Origin of the sequence: Rudanella paleaurantiibacter, assembly GCF_009184635.1 — a bacterium.
Taxonomy (GTDB): Bacteria; Bacteroidota; Bacteroidia; order Cytophagales; family Spirosomataceae; genus Rudanella; species Rudanella paleaurantiibacter.
In genome coordinates, this window is the sequence record NZ_WELI01000011.1 from 228,446 (window position 1) to 247,169 (window position 18,724).

An 18,724-nucleotide genomic window follows, 5' to 3' on the forward strand; every position below is an offset into this window, starting at 1 on the left:
AAGATGAGAAAAAAGACAGGGAGCGGGCCTTGTGGTCCGCTCCCCACTTGACTAAGGAATCTGCTCGCGCATGAAATCAAAGTTGTACAACTGCGCACTGTTCATCTGCGTAGCCGTCTGGAAATTGCTCAGGACATTGGTGAAAATGAGCGAATTGTCGGTACCAGTTCCCTGGTACTTCACTTTACCGTCCATGTTAACATCCCCAAAGTAGTACCCAAACGCATCGTTATAATTGTACACCGGATTGTTTGAGCTCTGAGCCCCGATTACTTCCGAAAAGATGGTAATCTGGTCGTTGGCCGCACCCTGGTATTTTACTTTGCCGTCGTGGTTAGCGTCGCCACCCCACATTGCCGCTTTACCATTGACAGTTACCTGCTCCCAGCCCTCATAGTTGAAAGCACCAATGGATCTGTTCCATAACTGGGGGCCTGTCATCGAGGTAAAGTCAACAACTGTTCCGCTGGCCGACATTGGGATGGCCGTAGCCGTCATCACGCCCAGGTGGTTACGGTGCTTCACACTGACGTAGAAACTGGTCTGTGTTAATCCAGTGAACCGTAACGGAGATATCCCATCGCTGGCAAGCACCACATCGCCATCCCGCTGTACCAAGGCCGACCGTGTTGCAACTACCACCGACAAATTGCTTGGGTCGCGTAGCTCCACAAACACCCAGTCAACTACCGCATCGCCTGTACCGACATTCTGGGCGGTCACGTTGTTAGGCATGGTTTCACCGCCACCACCACCTGTGTGGACAAAGCGATTCCCGCCAAGGGTTGTGTACGGTTCCAACGCAGGCAGGAAACCTTTGCTACGCAGGTCATCGCGCATGAGGTTACCAGTACTGCCAACCAATGCACCCTGGAGCATGACTTTCAGATTCAGGACGTACGCATCGCTCTGGGCAGGCAGTACAGTCAGGTAAGCCGTGGCCGTATTGCACAGCGCCGGGCTTGCGTTGTCACACACTTGATAACTGAAACTCGTACCACCTACAAAACCAGCCGCCGGAGTGTACGTGTAACTACCTGTGGGCGAGAACACTACCGTGCCACTCGTTGGGCCAGCCAGCTTAGTAAACGTCAACGGCTGCCCCTGTGGATCGTAGTCGTTTGCCGCAACCGTACCCGTTGCACTTACTACCCCTTGCTGGATAATCAACGCATCATCGATCGCTACCGGAGCCACGTTTGTGAGGCCCACTGGCGGGGCCGGGTCTACTGTGAAAGTCACCACAGCAGTTGAACACTGTGCCGGCGTACTGCCATCGCAAACCTGATAGGTTAGTTTGTCTGTACCCGTAAAGCCTGATACCGGGGTGTAAGACACCGTACCGTTGGGATTCACCACTGCTGTGCCATTGGTCGGCCCAGCGATGATCGTGGGGTTACTCAAGGGCTGCCCCTCGGGGTCCACATCGTTTGCCAGCACATTAACCGTTGCCGAAGTGCCCGCAGTAAGACGGGGCGCATCCGGGTTAGCAATCGGCGCATCGTTGGCCAGACTTTGTGGTGGCACTGGAACCATCGTTAAGGTACTCGTTGCACAGGCAGGAGGTGTCCCACCATCACAAACCTGAACACGTACCGTCACAGGAGCTGTCGTACCGACCGGGGCGGTGTATGTATAGCTGCCATTGGGCGACAGGGTGAAGCCTGCCGGTGATGTACCAATGACACTTACCGTCAACGGCGTACCTTCGGGGTCACGGTCGTTGGTCAGGACATTGCCTGTGGTCGGGATACCTGGCACCACATTGACAAAGTCTGGCGTCACGCTTGGCGCGGCATTAGGCACAGGCAGTACGTTTACACTAACCGTTGCTATATCGCAAAGACCAGATGTGTTACACACACTGTAGGTAAAACTATCCGGTCCTACATAGCCATTGCCAGGCGTGTAGGTATAGCTACCATTCGGTGCCATCGTTACAGTACCTGACGAGGGTTGCCCACTGGCGTACGTCAACGGAAGTGGCGAAGTATTCGGGTCACGGTCGTTAGCTGCTACGGTTGCTATTGCCGATGTATTCACCCTTGTAACCAACGCATCATCAATAGCCACAGGAGCCAAAGTGGCGTTGGCAGGCGGTGCTGGCAATACGTTCACATTAACCGTAGCCGTTGTGCATAACACAGGCGAGCCTTTGTCACATATTGAATACGTGAAGTTCGCTGTACCCGTGAAGTTTACCGGTGGTGTGTAAACAACCTCTCCATTTACGACAGTTGCTGTTCCAACCACGGGTTGGGTCACAATTACAGGCACACCTAACTGACCCTCCAACGTTGAAGCGATATCCGGGTCTGTATCGTTTGCAACTACGTTAATGGTAACAGGCATACCAGCGATTGTTTGCGTATTGTCATTGCTGGCAATCGGCGCATTATTCCTTATGGCCGAAGGTACAGGGCTCACATTGACTGACACGCAAGCTGTACTACTCAAGCCTGCTGTGTTGCTTACCGAATAGCAGAAACTTACTGTTCCTGTAAAGCCGGTTGGCGGGGTGTACGTATAGGTGCCATTGGGTGCCATGAGTACAGTTCCAGCAATGGGTTGCCTCAGTAGCGAAGCGGTCAATAGACTTCCCTGCGGATCTGAATCGTTGGTCATCACATTTCCTGAGACAGGAATACCGCTTGTTGTATTAGCAATATCTGGCATTGCAACGGGTTGTTTAGCCAGGCTAACAGCCGTTAAGCTGGTGGTTGCCGTGGCGCAACCCGCCGAGGTGCAGGCCACAGCCGTGATCGTCGTTGAGCCCGGGGCGAGGTTCACCACACAGCTCCACGAACCACCCGCTGTCGCTGTGGTTGTACACAGGGTTGCCCCTGTCGGACCCGTCAAGTTGATTACGCTACCCGGCGTGGCTGTACCACTCACCAAAGGCGAGGTTGTGGCCGTGCCGTTGTTCGCCGGACTCAGGATGGCCAGTGTCGGCAAGGTACCCGCTGGTACAACCGTAAAGTTGTTCACATCCGTAGCCGTGCCACCTGCGTTGCTTACCAGAGCCGTTATGCTTTGCGGACCGGCCGCAAACGTCAGGCTCGTGCAGGCAAACGTACCCGACACCGAAGCCGTCGTTACACACGACTGACCGTTGGGACCCAGCACCGTTACTGACGCCAATGGTGTAGCCGTACCCGAAATAGGCGGATTTGTACTGCCCACCGTTGTGTTATCAGCCGGAGAAAGAATGGCCACCGTTGGTGGAGCCACTGCCGTCAGGCTGGTGGTTGCTGTGGCGCAACCCACCGAGGTACAAGCTACCGCTGTCAACGTCGTTGAGCCCGGGACCAGGTTCACCACACAGCTCCACGAACCGCCTGCTGTCGCCGTCGTCGTGCATAAGGTTGCTCCTGTCGGACCCGTCAAATTGATTACACTACCCGGCGTGGCTGTACCGCTCACCAAGGGCGAGGTCGTCGCCGTGCCGTTGTTCGCCGGACTCAGAATGGCAATCTGGGGCAAGGTACCCGCTGGTGCAACCGTGAAGTTGTTGACATCGCTGGCCGTGCCACCTGCAGTGCTTACCAGAGCCGTTACGCTTTGCGGACCGGCCGCAAACGTCAAACTCGTGCAGGCAAACGTACCCGACACCGAAGCCGTCGTTACACACGACTGACCGTTGGGACCCAATACCGTCACGGAAGCCAATGGTGTGGCCGTACCGCTGACGGGTGGATTGGTGCTGGCCACTGTCCCATTGTCAACTGGGCTCAAGATGGCCACAGTCGGCGGAGCCACCGCCGTTAAGCTGGCGGTTGCCGTGGCGCAACCTGCCGAGGTGCAGGCTACAGCCGTGATCGTTGTTGAGCCAGGGGACACACTCACCACACAGCTCCACGAACCACCCGCTGTCGCCGTGGTCGTACACAAGGTTGCCCCTGTCGGACCCGTCAAGTTGATCACACTCCCCGGCGTGGCTGTACCGCTCACCAGTGGGGAGGTTGTGGCCGTGCCGTTGTTCGTCGGGCTCAGGATGGCAAGGGTCGGTGGAGTATAAACCACCATAAATGTTGAAATAGCAGGCAATGATATATCTCCGCCTATACTGGTCACAGCCGTAACCGTGTTCAACCCCGCCGGGAAAGCGGCCGGGAAGTGGGCGGTGTAACTGCCGCTGGGAGTCGCCAAAGCCGTAACGCTACTACCACTGCTGGCCGTCAGCGTAACCGTACTACCAGGTGTAGCCGTTCCACTTACCATATTCACTCCAGCCGGTTGCGTCGAGTTATCAGCTGGCGTATGGATCGTTACCGTCGGCGGAGTAGACACCGCCGTCAGGCTGGTGGTTGCCGTGGCGCAACCTGCCGAGGTGCAGGCCACAGCCGTGATCGTCGTCGAGCCCGGTGAAACATTCACCACACAGCTCCACGTACCGCCTGCTGTCGCCGTAGTTGTGCATAAGGTTGCCCCAGTCGGGCCCGTCAAGTTGATTACGCTACCCGGCGTCGCCGTACCGCTCACCAAGGACGAGGTAGTGGCCGTACCGTTGTTCGCTGGACTCAGAATGGCAATCTGGGGCAAGGTACCCGCTGGTGCGACCGTGAAGTTGTTCACATCCGTAGCTGTGCCACCTGCGTTGCTTACCAGAGCCGTTACACTTTGCGGACCGGCCGCAAACGTCAGGCTCGTGCAGGCAAACGTACCCGACACCGAAGCCGTCGTTACACACGACTGACCGTTGGGACCCAGCACCGTTACTGACGCTAATGGTGTAGCCGTACCCGAAATAGGTGGATTGGTGCTGGCCACTGTTGTGTTATCAGCTGGGCTCGAGATGGCCACTGTTGGCGGAGCCACCGCCGTCACCTGCGTAGTTGCGGGCGAGGAAGTACCAGCCGAGTTGCTGGCTACCGCCGTAATGGTATTGCTACCCGGAGTCAGGCTCACTAAGCAGGAATAACTACCATCCGGCGCGGCTGTGGTCGTACAAAGCGTGCTATTGGCCGCATCCGTCAGCATCACACTGCTGCCCGGCGTAGCCGTACCCGAGATAGCTACATTGGTCGTACCTACCAACGGGCCGGGGTTATTGATTGCTACCGTCGGCAAGACGCTCGGGGCTACTACGGTAAAAGTAGAGGTGGCCGGTGTTGAGATACCCCCTGCATTGCCTGCTACGGCCGTGACCGTATTCGGCCCGGTCGAGAAAGTAGTAGGCATGGTTGCCGTGAAGCTACCCGATGGATCAGCTAACGCCGTGACACTGCTACCGTTGCTGGCTGTCAGCGTCACACTGCTACCGGGTGAAGCGGTACCGCTCACCACGTTCACACCTACTGGCTGGGTGGTATTATCAGCTGGGCTCAGGATGGCCACCGTTGGCGGAGCCACTGCCGTCAGGCTGGTGGTTGCTGTGGCACAGCCTGCCGAGGTGCAGGCTACCCCTGTCAGTGTCGTTGAGCCCGGGGCGAGGTTCACCACACAGCTCCACGAACCACCCGCTGTCGCCGTGGTCGTGCATAAGGTTGCCCCTGTCGGACCCGTCAAGTTGATCACACTGCCCGGCGTGGCTGTCCCGCTCACCAAGGGCGAGGTCGTCGCCGTACCGTTGTTCGCTGGACTCAGAATGGCCAGGGTCGGCAAGGTACCCGCTGGTGCGACCGTGAAGCTGTTCACATCGCTGGCCGTGCCACCTGCAGTGCTGACCAGAGCCGTTACACTTTGCGGACCAGCCGCAAACGTCAAACTCGTGCAAGCAAACGTACCCGAGACCGAAGCCGTCGTTACACACGACTGACCGTTGGGACCCAATACCGTCACTGACGCTAATGGTGTGGCCGTACCACTGACGGGTGGATTCGTACTGCCCACCGTTGTGTTATCAGCCGGAGAAAGAATGGCCACCGTTGGCGGAGTCACCGCCGTTAAGCTGGTGGTTGCTGTGGCGCAACCCGCCGAGGTACAAGCTACCGCTGTCAGCGTCGTTGGTCCCGCTGCCACCGCCACTGTACAAGCGAACGTCCCCGAAATCGAAGCCGTCGTTGTGCACAGCGTCACGGGGCCAGGCCCTGTAATCACCACCGTGCTGCCCGGCGTAGCCGTACCCGCAAGCACAGGAGAAGTTGAGGTGGTTGGGCCTGTGGGAGCCAGCGTTAAACTGGCTGGAGCCACCGCCGTTAAGCTGGTGGTTGCCGTGGCGCAACCTACCGAGGTGCAGGCTATCGCTGTCAGCGTCGTTGAGCCCGGGGCGAGGTTCACCACACAGCTCCACGAACCGCCCGCTGTCGCTGTGGTCGTACACAGGGTTGCCCCTGTCGGACCCGTCAAGTTGATCACACTACCCGGCGTGGCTGTACCACTCACCAAGGGCGAGGTTGTCGCCGTACCGTTGTTCACTGGACTCAGAATGGCAATCTGGGGTAGCGAAGCTGCTGGTACAACCGTGAAGTTGTTCACATCCGTAGCCGTGCCTCCTACGTTACTTACCGTGGCTGTCACGCTTTGCGGACCAGCCGCAAACGTCAAACTCGTGCAGGCAAACGTACCTGAGACCGAAGCCGTCGTTACACACAACTGACCGTTAGGACCCAATACCGTCACTGACGCTAATGGTGTGGCCGTACCACTGACGGGTGGATTCGTACTGCCCACCGTTGTGTTATCAGCCGGAGAAAGAATGGCCACCGTTGGCGGAGTCACCGCCGTCAGGCTGGTGGTCACTGTGGCGCAACCCGCCGAAGCGCAGGCTACCGCAGTCAGCGTCGTTGAGCCCGGGGCGAGGTTCACCACACAGCTCCACGAACCACCCACTGTCGCTGTGGTCGTACACAGGGTTGCCCCTGTCGGACCCGTCAAGTTGATCACACTACCCGGCGTGGCTGTACCACTCACCAAGGGCGAGGTTGTGGCCGTGCCGTTGTTCGCCGGACTCAGAATGGCAATCTGGGGTAGCGAAGCTACTGGTACAACCGTGAAGTTGTTCACATCCGTAGCCGTGCCACCTGCAGTGCTGACCAGAGCCGTTACGCTTTGCGGACCAGCCGCAAACGTCAAACTCGTGCAGGCAAACGTACCCGAGACCGAAGCCGTCGTCACACACGACTGACCGTTAGGACCCAGCACCGTCACGGAGGCCAATGGTGTGGTCGTACCGCTGACGGGTGGATTGGTGCTGGCCACCGTTGTGTTATCAGCTGGGCTCAGAATGGCCACCGTTGGCGGAGCCACCGCCGTCAGGCTGGTGGTTGCCGTGGCACAGCCCGCCGAGGTGCAGGCCACCGCTGTCAGTGTCGTTGGTCCCGGTGAGAGGTTCACCACACAGCTCCACGAACCGCCCGCTGTCGCCGTGGTCGTGCATAAGGTTGCCCCCGTGGGATCAGTCAGCGTTACCAAACTTCCCGGCGTGGCCGTCCCGCTCACCAGTGGGGAGGTCGTCGTTGTTACATTTCCTGGGGAGGTAATCGCCAGTGTCGGCAAGGTGGTCGCAGGGGTAATTGTAAAGTTGCTTACTGCCGAGGTAATGCCGTCCGTCGCCGTCACGCTTTGCGGACCAGCCGTAAACGTCAGACTCGTACACGTCCAGCTGCCATCCAGCACCGAGGCCGTTGTCATACAGCTCTGTCCATCAGGTGTGGTTACCGTTACGTTGCTGCCGGGCGTTGCCGTTCCCGTAATGGGCGGATTCAGACTGGCGATCGTCGTTCCATCGACGGGTCCCGAAATAGCGATCAGGAACGAACACACACGAAGGCGTACCGTGTTGGATACGCCCAGGCAGTTGTTCTGACTCGTGGTAATGTCGTATAAGCGAGCCCCAACGCTCAGCCCACTCAGAGTACCGTCGTAGTGAACCGCCGTGATGGCATAATCACCCTGCCCGACGGCATTAAAACTAAGCGTACTGCTGAGCTGCACAATAAGGTTCGTTGCCTCATCGACCAACACATAGGTTGTCGATACGCTTGCCGGAATAGCTGTGGCGGCAAACGTCAGCGTTGTTGGCGCGGATACGTAGTCGCAGGCAGTCGATGCCGGACAAACCCGTATGGGTATCGCCGTCGAATAGGTCAGACAGGCGTTTGTCTCGTACACATTCGAGATCAGTTTGCCCGCCGTCGCATCGACCAATAGCCCTTTATAATGGGCAGCTACGGCATAATAGATACCCTGTCCGATATTGGAAAATACGGGTTCAGATGCATTGGCCTGAACAATGGCCCCCGTCACCATATCGACCAGCAAATAGGTAGTGTTGTACCCCGCCGGAACGTTGGTTACCGAGAGCGATACGGTGGCCGGTGCGGTTGAATAATCGCAGGTGGTGCCTATTGTGGGGGGAACAGGCTGCTGGGCACTGGCCTTCGTAAAGGCCAGTACCAGCAGCAAACATATACCCCCAACAAGACGACTTATGGCCAGGAAATGGTTGTAGTTACTCATCTGTTTTTCGATTGAGTGGTGTCCTATTTTTTCCATAAGCCACTTACTTACCCAGCGAGGCCGGTGTAATCGCAATACAGCTTCCACCTATATCCATTACCGGCTGGTTTTTACCCGTTGGGGTCTGACCGGCCAGATTGTACGTACAGGTACCCGCTCCCGTAATCGTCAAATCCAACGTTCCGAGTGTAGCACCACTGTAGTTGACGGGCACGTAGAAGGTTTGCGTGCCTCCCGTGTTAGCGACCAGATTCGTTGGCAGAATTTGCAGCGAGAAGCCCGATCCGCTGACCGATACCGGGAAACTACCGGTTGTGCTAACGGTCATCGTGATTTTCAGCACACCACTACCCGGTGTACCCTGGTTGATAGCGCCGATAATCTGCGTCGATGTACAGTTGATATTCCCACTGGCCGGTACCGGCGACACAACGAGTGTATACGTTTTCGTCTGACACTGCGGGGTTGGCGAACTGTTGTCGCACACCTTAATGCAGAAGTAGTACACTCCTGGGGTGGTCGGTGCTACGTAGCTGTAGCTGCCCGTATTGCTGTCCACCGTCAGGCTGCTGCTGGCGGGCAGCTCGGTAGCCCCTGCGGCTGCAGAGCATGAGGCATTACCCGTGTCGTTGCTGTACGTGAACGGCGTTGTACCACCGGTTGGCACTAATTCGGTTGCCGCATTCCCTGTCTGGGTTCCGCCCGCCGATGCGGTTTTCACCGGTGGAGCCGACGTGGTGAACGGCGTCACCTGGTTCACGGCCGTAATCTGCGTGATGGCGGGTGTACTCGCCCCGGCGACATTGCTGGCAATGGCGGTCAATGATTGTTCGCCTGGCGACAGGTTCACCTGACAACTCCAGGTTCCTCCAACAGTGGCCGTTGTCGTACAAAGCGTAGCTGGGCCGGGGCCTGTCAACACGACCGTACTTCCCGGCGTAGCCGTCCCCGACACCGTCGGGTTCAGTGCTGTAGTGGTGCTGGCCGCAGGACTCAGAATAGCGACTGTTGGGGGCACAAGAATCGTTGTGCTGGCCGTCGATGAATTATACGTCTGAATGCGGAAGCCTGAATTTACATCCGGCGTTACCCGCGCAATATTGTTCGCCACCGCACCAATGGTGAAACTATTGGTATTCGCCTGCACGGTGAACGACAGCGAGCTGCCCCCCGGTACACTCAGGTTTCGAATTGCCAATACCGCCGAACCGCTGTACGGCGAGGCTGTTGCGCTACCAATGCCGGTGAGGGTACCACCTACGTACGTCAACTCACCGGGCAGCAGATCCTGGAACGTACTCAGCACCGCTGAGCCTGCATTTGGGTTCGTGATAGTGTAGGTGTAGGTCAACACCTCGTTCTGCCCAGCTGTTGTTTTATTCACGGTTTTCTGTACGGTCAGGTTGGCCTCGGGGTCATTCTGAATGAGCGTCAGCGGAGTAGGCTGAGCCGTTGTGCCTGTTTCTGATGGATCATCAGAAAGGTAAGTTGCACCCGTACCGTTAGTTACAACATACGTAGCCTGATTCAGGAACGTACCCGCTGCACTCCCTTTAGCAGTCGCATAGAAGTAATGCGTTCCGGGCGGCACGGTCAGGTTAGTCAGTTGCAGATTGTTCGTATTCCCGTAAGCATTTACCGACCCAACCAGTAACGACGTTGAGCTGACAAACGAGCTATCTCTCCAGACTAAGCCACTCGGCAGGTTATCCGTCAGGTTAATTGTTTTATTGACGCAGTTCGTGTTCTGAACGGTAAACTTATACGTAAAGGGCTCTTCGGTCTTCTGAGGGTTTGGTGCCACTTCTTTGTACACGTACACGTTGTCGACGAGCGGCTCTTTTGGCTTGGGGGGCGCACAGGTTACCGTAACGGGCCCAATCCGCATATCGTTGTACACATTGAAGTTATAGGTATTGTCTTTCCGATACTCCACAAACACCTCTTCAACCGGTGTATCGAAGTTTACGTACACATCGGCCCAGGCACCCAGATCCCAGGGGATATTCGAGCCAATCGCTTGCTGCTGACTGCCCTGATAATTCAACTGGAGCGCGTCGAATGGCAACCATTGGGTGTACCGACTCAGCTGCGGGCTAATGATGTTGCTCCCCTGCTTCCCGTAAATCTTGACAATATCCCGACCGCCAATGTAGCCGTCCACATCCCATACTTTGAAGCTGACCGTATTGGCCGCGACTACCGATGTTGAGGTACCCTGGCGGAACTGCATCCGGGTAGTAATCACATTGTTCTCGGTGCTGGCGTTGTCGTTACGCGGGATAAACAGGCCGATGCCGTCGAACACAGGCCACCAATCCACCGTTGGCCGGTAAAGCAGCATATTGTTGTTGTCTGTAACGGTCACGCTCATGGTCATAGCTGCCGTAGCCGACTGCGACGCGGGCGTGTAGTTGGGCAGCAGCACTTTCTGCTTGTCGCCGTACCACCAGGTGTTCCAATGGAACGTCTGGGCCTTCGGTGCTACACAGAGGTTGGCCGGTGCCGTGGTGTTACCCGCAAAGCGTACATAGCTGGTTGCATTGGCCGGGAAATCATAGATGGCCGTTCCAATCCCATTGGTGTAGCTCATCGGAACCGAAACCAACAGGTTGGTAAACCCGGCATCGCTAAACACCTGCATGTAAACCGGGTAATTCAGGTTGAAACCAAAACCAGTTAGGTTTTCCTGCACCAGTACAGGACCGGCGCTACCCGTTTCCGTGAATTTGTACGACAGATTCGTGTACCGATCGGCCGATGGCGGTGGCGGGCAACTGGAAGCCGCTGCCAGCGACAAAGCCGTTGTACCGGTTGCCCCATTGTCGCCGATGACAACAAACGTTTTGTCGGTAGTTAACGAACCTGGGTTGGTTGCGTTGGTGGCTGCAACCGTGCCTGAGATGCTGATCGTCATCCGGGCATTGGTGTTCACCGACTTCGATTGTTTCTGCAACAGGCCCTGGCAATCTTCACGCCCAATACCCGTAACGTTGGCCGAGTAGCTCGATATGTTATAAATGGTGTTTCCGGTACCAGACAGGTAGTTGTGTTCCAGCGTCAGACCATGCTTGATCCCTAAATAGGTGTTCACCCGTTGCCGTTCGGTCTGGGATAAAGCGCGGGAGTAATGAATAATCTCCGACGTTTTGTTATTATTCATCCCGTAGGCATTACCCCCCCCGATTACCATATAATCGTACGGAAGCAGGCTCGTTACGTTCGCTGTGCCTACCCAACCGGCTTCATTACCGTTCTGACCGACCAATACGGAGGTAGCAGAAGGAGTTGAGGAGTCAATAAAAGCCCCGTAGAGCGTTGGCTGGCCAATAACAATCGACCGGTTCTGGTTGATCTTATTGTAGATATCAGTACCCGCTGCACCACTTCCGCCCGAGAACGGCGCTTTAATGTAGTGCAAACCAACATTATCCGTCTCAATATTAGAATGACCCAGACCCCAATTGTGTAGACCGGCTTCCGTATTATTCTCATTGGTAAGCCGGATAAAGTGTCCATAATCACCTTTAAACGTGTAATTATTCACTACACCAAACGTGGTGTGCGACCGGGCGTAATCGCTTCCGGTAATAGCACTGTTGAGCCGCTGGTTATTCGCAAAGTTGATGTAGGGGTTATAGTTACTAACGGCGTCGCCATCTGAATAAGACGGCTGCAAGGTGGTAGTTGCCTGTGTCACTTCCGGGTTATTTCCTCCGCTATCACGGTCGGCCCAGCCGGTGACCACTGTCCCTGACTTCGTTATGCCAACTGCTGGATCAAACCAGAAATCTAAACCGCCCGTAACGCAACCGGGCGCGACAATATCCTGGCCGAACGTGAAGAACTGCCCATTGGTTAGATCAACCGTAGCCACCAGATTACCATTACCATCAGGAGTCATGGCATATTCCGTTACGCCCGCATTACCTGTGCTGAAACTGTTGGTATTGCTCACCAATAGATAAACCCCCTTCAAGCTTCCCGGAATTGTAACCGCAATTGTTCCAACCGTACCGGTTTCCTGAACTTTCCAGACCCGGTTCATGATCGCGAACGTAGCTACAGGCGTAAAGCTATTTGGCGTGTAACTAACGGTATATTGCGTTCCCAGCCCGTTGCTACCCCAAATCAAGTAGCTCTTGTCTGCCGGGAACACGTTAGGGTTGGCTTCATTCGATTCTGCCACCGCTCCCAGACCAATAGCCGGCTGGAAACCTACATTCACCGAACGAGATTGCTTCTGGTTCAACCCCTCGAAGTTATCGAGGCCAATACCAGCAATATCGTAGCTGTATGCCGAGTTAGCAGTTGCATTCCAGATTACGGCACTGTTGGTAGCGAGGTAATCTACGTTGCTTCCGTTCCGGTTAACAATACCGTTGCCTTGCCCCAGGGTAACCCCATTTTTAATGGCCAAGTACGTATTAACCCGTTGGGCTTCGTTATCGCTTAGGTTGCTACCGTAAATAATGATTTCGTTGATCGGACCTTCCCACGGCTCGGTACCCGCCGAACCAAAGTCTGCCCCTACTGACAGATTCTTGAACAGGTGCGTCTGCACAATAGACGCCAAAGCGGCCGATTCGTTAATAAAGCTCCAGCCTGGCGTGTCTTTATACCCGTCCGTCCAGGTGGTCATCGATGTACCAAACGAGGCAACACTGTTGGCTGATGCAAACCCGATTACCTGGGGCTGAATGCGTTGCGTCAGGACATTGCGTGTATAGCCCGTACCGTTATACCAGCCGTTGACCCCTCCGGCGGGTGAGAACTTGTTTCCTTTTCCGAATGGCCCCAAATCAGGCACACCACCCACACCGTAGGGGTTCCAGCCGTTTGAAAGGGTTCCGTTGTTCAGTTTGTTAAACTCAAAGTAATCGAACAGATCAGCCGTTGAGAGGAGTGTACCCACGCCCAGATCGGCCGATTCGTCCTGTGCGGCCATCATGAATGTGAAGGGCGAGTTACCGGGCATGAACGAGCTGGGGTTATACAACACCTTTGCCCCTTTGAAATAAAGGGTCGGGTTGTAGTTCACCATCTGCGATCCGCTCGTGATGTACTCGGGGCGGTTGGCTGCGGCCGTCTGGGACAGACTGTACGGATTGAGCAATGCCTGATTGTCCCACTGCGTAACGGCCGTACCACTGGTGACTACGCCAGCATCCGATTTGAGCCAAATGGTTAGGTTGGAGCTAACACCGCCCGGTGCTTTTTGAGCCGCCCCGAACGTAAAGAATTGCCCGTCGGCCAGATCAATGGTTGTTACCAGATTCCCATTACCATCCGGTGTCAAGACTAACTCCTGGGTGTTGGCTGGTACAAAACTGGCTGAATTGCTCACGAGCAGGTACTCAGCACCTGTCGACGAAGCTACACCAACCACAACCGTTCCTACCGTTCCGGTTTCGGTAACGCGCCAGGTGCGGGCCATCCGATAAAAGCCCACGTTACCCGCCGGTGTAAAGCTGGTTGGGGTGTACAGGGCCGAATAGCTGGCTGGCCGGCCATCGTCGCCGATAATTTCAAACGACTTGTTGGCCGCGAAGCTGTTTGTATTGAGCGCATTGGCCGATACAAGCCCCGAACCAAGGCCGATGGTTACAAGACCACCGGGTGTGTTTACCGAGCGCGATTGTTTCTGGTTTAACCCGGAGGCTTCGTCCCGTCCGATGCCGGCAATATTGGCTGAGTAGCTCGAAACGTTATAAATGACCGAACCGTCACTGGCCAGGTAGTTGTGCGTCAACGTGGTACCGTACTTGATGGCCAGGTACGTATCCACCCGATCTTTCTCCTGACTGGTCAGATTCCGGCTGTACAAAAACGATTCAGCAATATTACCGTTCCAGTTTTCGACACCTTCGTAAGACCCTAGCGTAAACTGCCCATCTACCGGCCCACTGTTTCCCACAGCGGTCGCTTCGGTAGTAGGTTCATAAAACTCGGTACCGTTTTGCCGGAGTCCGCTACCCACATTAGGGGCTCCACCGTTCCAGAAATACCCCAGCAGGGTCGACTTATTAGCGGTTAATACCGTCGGATGATTAATCTGAACCGGCGCCGAACTGTTCATCCACATAATCTGCTGGTTACCCAGCGTGCCCATATGCGGGTTATCAATACCCAGATCGCCCAGGTTCTCGTACCCCCCGTCGATCGCATTGCTGGCTGCTCCGTAGAAGGTTCCAGAACTGGTAGTCGACATAAACCGGGTTAGTTTATACGCTAACCGGTCATCGATACCGTCAAATTTCACCGATGGGTTGAAGTTAAAACCAACTGAAGCAGGCTGAATCAGAGGCCGGAAAGCACTCGTCGTCTGAATCAGATTATGGTCTGCAATACTTTGGTCCGTCCATTGACTAACGGCCGAACCACTTGCTACCACACCATCGTCGGCTTTGACCCATAGCTGTAGATCGACCGTTACACCACCCGGAGCAACGAGTGCTTTGGCAAACGTGAAGTACTGTCCGTCCGTCAGGTTCACCTGCGCCGTCAGATTACCGTTCCCGTCGGGAGTCATGGCAATTTCGGTGGCTCCACTGCCGAAAGAGGACGACGACTTCACCAGCAGGTATGTTCCGGTGCTGTTACCCGGAATGCTAATGGTCACAGTCCCCACCGTTCCGGTTTCCTGTACCTTCCAGATACGATTCATCGAGTACACGGGTACCGACGATGTAAAGCTGCCGGGTGTGTAAGCGTTTGCGTAACCCGTTGACAGACCATTATCACCAACCAGCTCAAATGTCTGATCAGTCATCGCATTCGAATTAGCCGCATTGCTGGCGCTGATACCCGTACCGTTACCAATTGTAACAAAGGCCGCAGCATTGACTGACTTCGATTGCTTTTGGTGCAACCCGCTGGTATTATCCCGACCAATACCAAAAATATTGTAGTTATAACCACTGTTGGCAGCGGCCGCCCAAACCGTCGAACCACTGCTGTTGACGTAATTATAATTCAGGGAATTTACGCCCGCCAGGGTCGTACTTTGGCCCAGTGTAATCCCGTATTTAATGGCCAGATACGACTCTACTTTTTGCCGTCCAGCAGCCCCGATATCCTCATTATATAAGATAACCTCCGCGTAGTCGCCCACAAACTGATACCCTTTGGCGTACCCAATTTCAACCTGATCGGCATTGGTAGTTGGGGTCTGCGTTGCCGTAGCAGAGACCGCCCCATTAACAACCATATTTTGTTTGGTATCCCAGAAGCCTGTTGCCACAAACGGTACACCGGCCTGATAGGGCACAAAGGGTACATAACCCGGTTGCGTGCCCGTCCAGTCACCATGCCAGAAACCAATGTTTTGCAGCGAGTTGGTACTAATCCCGTAGCCGTTATCCCAGGTACTAACAGTTGTTTTGGATAGGATCGGGTTGAAATCCAGAGCGGTGGGTTTCGTAACCCCAAAAATGGTGACCTTATTGGCTGTGGGGTTCAAGGCCGCATTATGGGCGGTTGTGAAATATTTCCCGGCTGACAGTGTAATGGCCGGGTTAAAATTCATTGAGCTTCCCAAGGCAGGGGCCCCTACCACCGTAATCGGCCTGCTGTTCCCACTTTGGTCCTGCCAGCCGGTTGCGGTAGTAGTTCCGGTCAATCCGGCATCCGCTTTGAGCCAGAGCTGCAAATTACCACTCACACCACCCGGGCTTTGCGCCTGCGTCTGCGTGGCACCCAGCCAACCGGCCATGAGCATACCAATGGCTACCCGATTTACCGCTGTAGACATAAATCGTATGCACGATGCCGCGTATACGGTACGTTGCCAGACAGTTGATTCTGGAGAAACAACCAAGTTCCATACCCTTTTCAGCAAAACCCAAAGCGCCACAAAGCATAGGTTCAAAACGGCCGAAATCCGTTTGGCAACACGGTCAAAATCTGCCTCACGCTCGAACAGGTAGCTGGCAAGCCTGAAGCAACCTTTGTAAAGTTTGTTCATAATAACTTGTGTTTGGCAACTAGTCCCCGGTTTTGACAGAGAATAGTACGGTTAAGGAAGCTGGAAAGAGGTGGTATGATGGATGACTCTCGAACTGATTGGATAAGCGTACGGAATCGATTGTGAGGCCGGGCAGGCATTAACCCCATTGATTAATAAAGCCAATCAACGAACCCACAGACACTCAGAAGAATACAAATCGTATGCCTACGACTGGATAAAAAATTCCCAAATTTTTTTTGGGAAAGGCCTGAATGCATTTGGGAACACATTCCGTGCATTTGGGAAGAAAATTTGACGAATGGGAAGGGTTGACAACAGAACAGGCAATAAGTACTTTTTACATATGCACGTAGTTTGAATACCTAATGAATATGGCATAGTTTTAGCTAAACATTAATCTGTAATTAATACCTACTAGTTAGTACGTTTAGTCTTGCTCTTTCCTACCAAAACCGAACTATGTTACTTTCTCCTAAACCAAGTTTGGCGCAATCCGCGTTGATTGAAGAAGCGTGGCCACCGCACACTTTTCTGCAATCGACGATGTGGCTTGTTTGCTATTATATTGTAATCACGCTGTATTTTCTAAATGTAGAAGAACGGCTGAATTGGCATGACACTAACTGGCTTGCCAGATTCGCTTGCCAGATATGCAGCATTCCGCTTTCGTTGATTAGTATTCGAAGCTGTGCCTTCAGAATATGGAAATGGATATGGCCAGAACCAGTTCGCCTACCATATAGTGAGTTGGATCAAATCAAGTTAAAATGCCTCCAATTGGGCGTAGTTGTAAGTCTTTATCTTTTAGTAACGCTACTCCTATATACTATCAATAAGGCATTCGGCGTCCCCCATGAACCGCTCTTACCTGTGTACGTGGCCATCGGGTTTATTATCCCCACCATTGCGTTTTATTGGTATAATGAGTACGCTTTCAATCAATATCAATTAGCTTATTTCGGGGTTAAAGCCGATGTCGAAGAGACACATTCAAATGCATTTTCAGAAGCAAGCGATTTAAATAGAAGCATACAATTTTCTGCTTATTCAGACAGCCCTTACACGGCTCAGCAGGGTCACCAAACCGTAAAGACATCGCTGGTTTTACCCGATTCAGAGTTTGTTAAACTGCACGAGAACAATAGAGTAATTTTACGCTTATTACCCGATCAACTTTATATGGTTCGCTCGCAAGGGAACTACGTATTTATTCACTGGCTAGAAAGTGAATACAAACTGGAGCGAACATTGATACGTACGTCAATCAGTGACATTGAGGATACCCTCAAACCGTATCCCATGTTTATGCGCACGCACCGCAGCTTCATCATTAACCTGGAGAAAGTTTCCAAAGTAGAGGGTAATGCACGTGGCCTATTCGTGCATGTTTCTAAACTGGATGAAACCGGCCAAGTGTCACGCCGACGAATTGAAGAATTTCGTCAATATATGGCAGCTTACTAAGCAAAGTGGGCATACTCTCCGTAGAAGTATGCCCACTTAACCAACACGTCTCCATTAACTAATTGAATTGTCACCACTCTCCCGGCACGTAGTTGCGCCAGTTGTGCTTTTCCTTAAAGCCAAGCACCTCAATGATTTTGCGGTTCGAGAACAGGGCTTCGTGTTCGCCCAGCTCGCGGGTGATAGGCACATTCGGGAAAAACCGTTCGGCCAGTTCTTTGGTCGGGAGTACGGCCCCGTTGTGGTCGTTACCGGCATTGAACACCTGAAAGCCGAGGCCGTCTTTTTGTAGACACAGATCGACGATCTGCCCCAGATCGCGCGCGTCGATGTAGCAGAACGCGTTCCGACGCCGTACTTCGGGGTGCCGGAAATAATGCGGAAACAGTTCGGCGTATTCGTGCGGCTCAATCACATTGCCAATCCGTAAGGCGTAAATATCAATCCCCGACCGACGCGCAAACGTACGGGCGGTCTGCTCGTTCACTACTTTCGACAGGCCGTAGCTGTCCATCGGATCAACGTCGTAGTCTTCTTCGAGCGGCAACGATTTGGGGTCGGTTTGGCCATCCGAGAAACAGATGCCGTAGGTGGTTTCCGACGAGGCAATGATCACCTTCTTGATCCCCAGTTTCACAGCCGCTTCGATCACATTGTACGTACCAACGGTATTCACCCGAAACGTTTCATTGTCGGGTTTGATCAGGATGCGGGGCACGGCCGCAAAGTGAACAACGGCATCGAATTTAGGTACGCCGGTACCGTGTCTTGAACCCCTGAAAGTGAGCCAGTGAAAAATAGAGCAAAAATCTTAATTTTCACGGTAAACAAAAGGGAAATGAAAGCAAACCGATTCACCGAATCGCAAATGGTGGCCATCCTCAAACAGCA

3 protein-coding genes and 1 pseudogene are annotated in these 18,724 nt (G+C 54.2%); 1 reads left to right on the top strand and 3 read right to left on the bottom strand.

Annotated elements, in window-relative coordinates; genetic code table 11:
- Window positions 1-51: 51 nt before the first annotated feature.
- Together F5984_RS22470 and F5984_RS22475 are read right to left on the bottom strand one after the other, a co-directional pair.
- On the bottom strand, window positions 52-8,400 hold the full coding sequence (locus F5984_RS22470; RefSeq protein WP_185155617.1) for an Ig-like domain-containing protein: 8,349 nt from the start codon (window positions 8,398-8,400) through the stop codon (window positions 52-54).
- 43 nt (window positions 8,401-8,443) lie between these two features.
- Window positions 8,444-16,153: a DUF11 domain-containing protein gene (locus F5984_RS22475; RefSeq protein ID WP_185155618.1), complete on the bottom strand. Its 7,710-nt coding sequence runs from the start codon at window positions 16,151-16,153 to the stop codon at window positions 8,444-8,446.
- A 675-nt stretch (window positions 16,154-16,828) separates the two neighbouring features.
- On the opposite strand from F5984_RS22475, the gene F5984_RS22480 reads away from it, so the two are divergent.
- A complete protein-coding gene (locus F5984_RS22480) occupies window positions 16,829-17,833 on the top strand; it encodes a LytTR family DNA-binding domain-containing protein (protein WP_152126464.1) in 1,005 nt (334 codons plus the stop codon).
- A gap of 70 nt (window positions 17,834-17,903) precedes the next feature.
- On the opposite strand, the pseudogene F5984_RS22485 reads toward F5984_RS22480, so the two are convergent.
- Window positions 17,904-18,596: pseudogene (locus F5984_RS22485) on the bottom strand (NAD-dependent epimerase/dehydratase family protein); the annotation flags it as partial.
- Window positions 18,597-18,724: the final 128 nt, after the last annotated feature.

Coding starts and splice junctions, on each gene's coding strand:
- F5984_RS22470 (WP_185155617.1), bottom strand. CDS start 8,400: ATGAGTAACTACAACCATTTCCTGGCCATAAGTCGTCTTGTTGGGGGT.
- F5984_RS22475 (WP_185155618.1), bottom strand. CDS start 16,153: ATGTCTACAGCGGTAAATCGGGTAGCCATTGGTATGCTCATGGCCGGT.
- F5984_RS22480 (WP_152126464.1), top strand. CDS start 16,829: ATGTTACTTTCTCCTAAACCAAGTTTGGCGCAATCCGCGTTGATTGAA.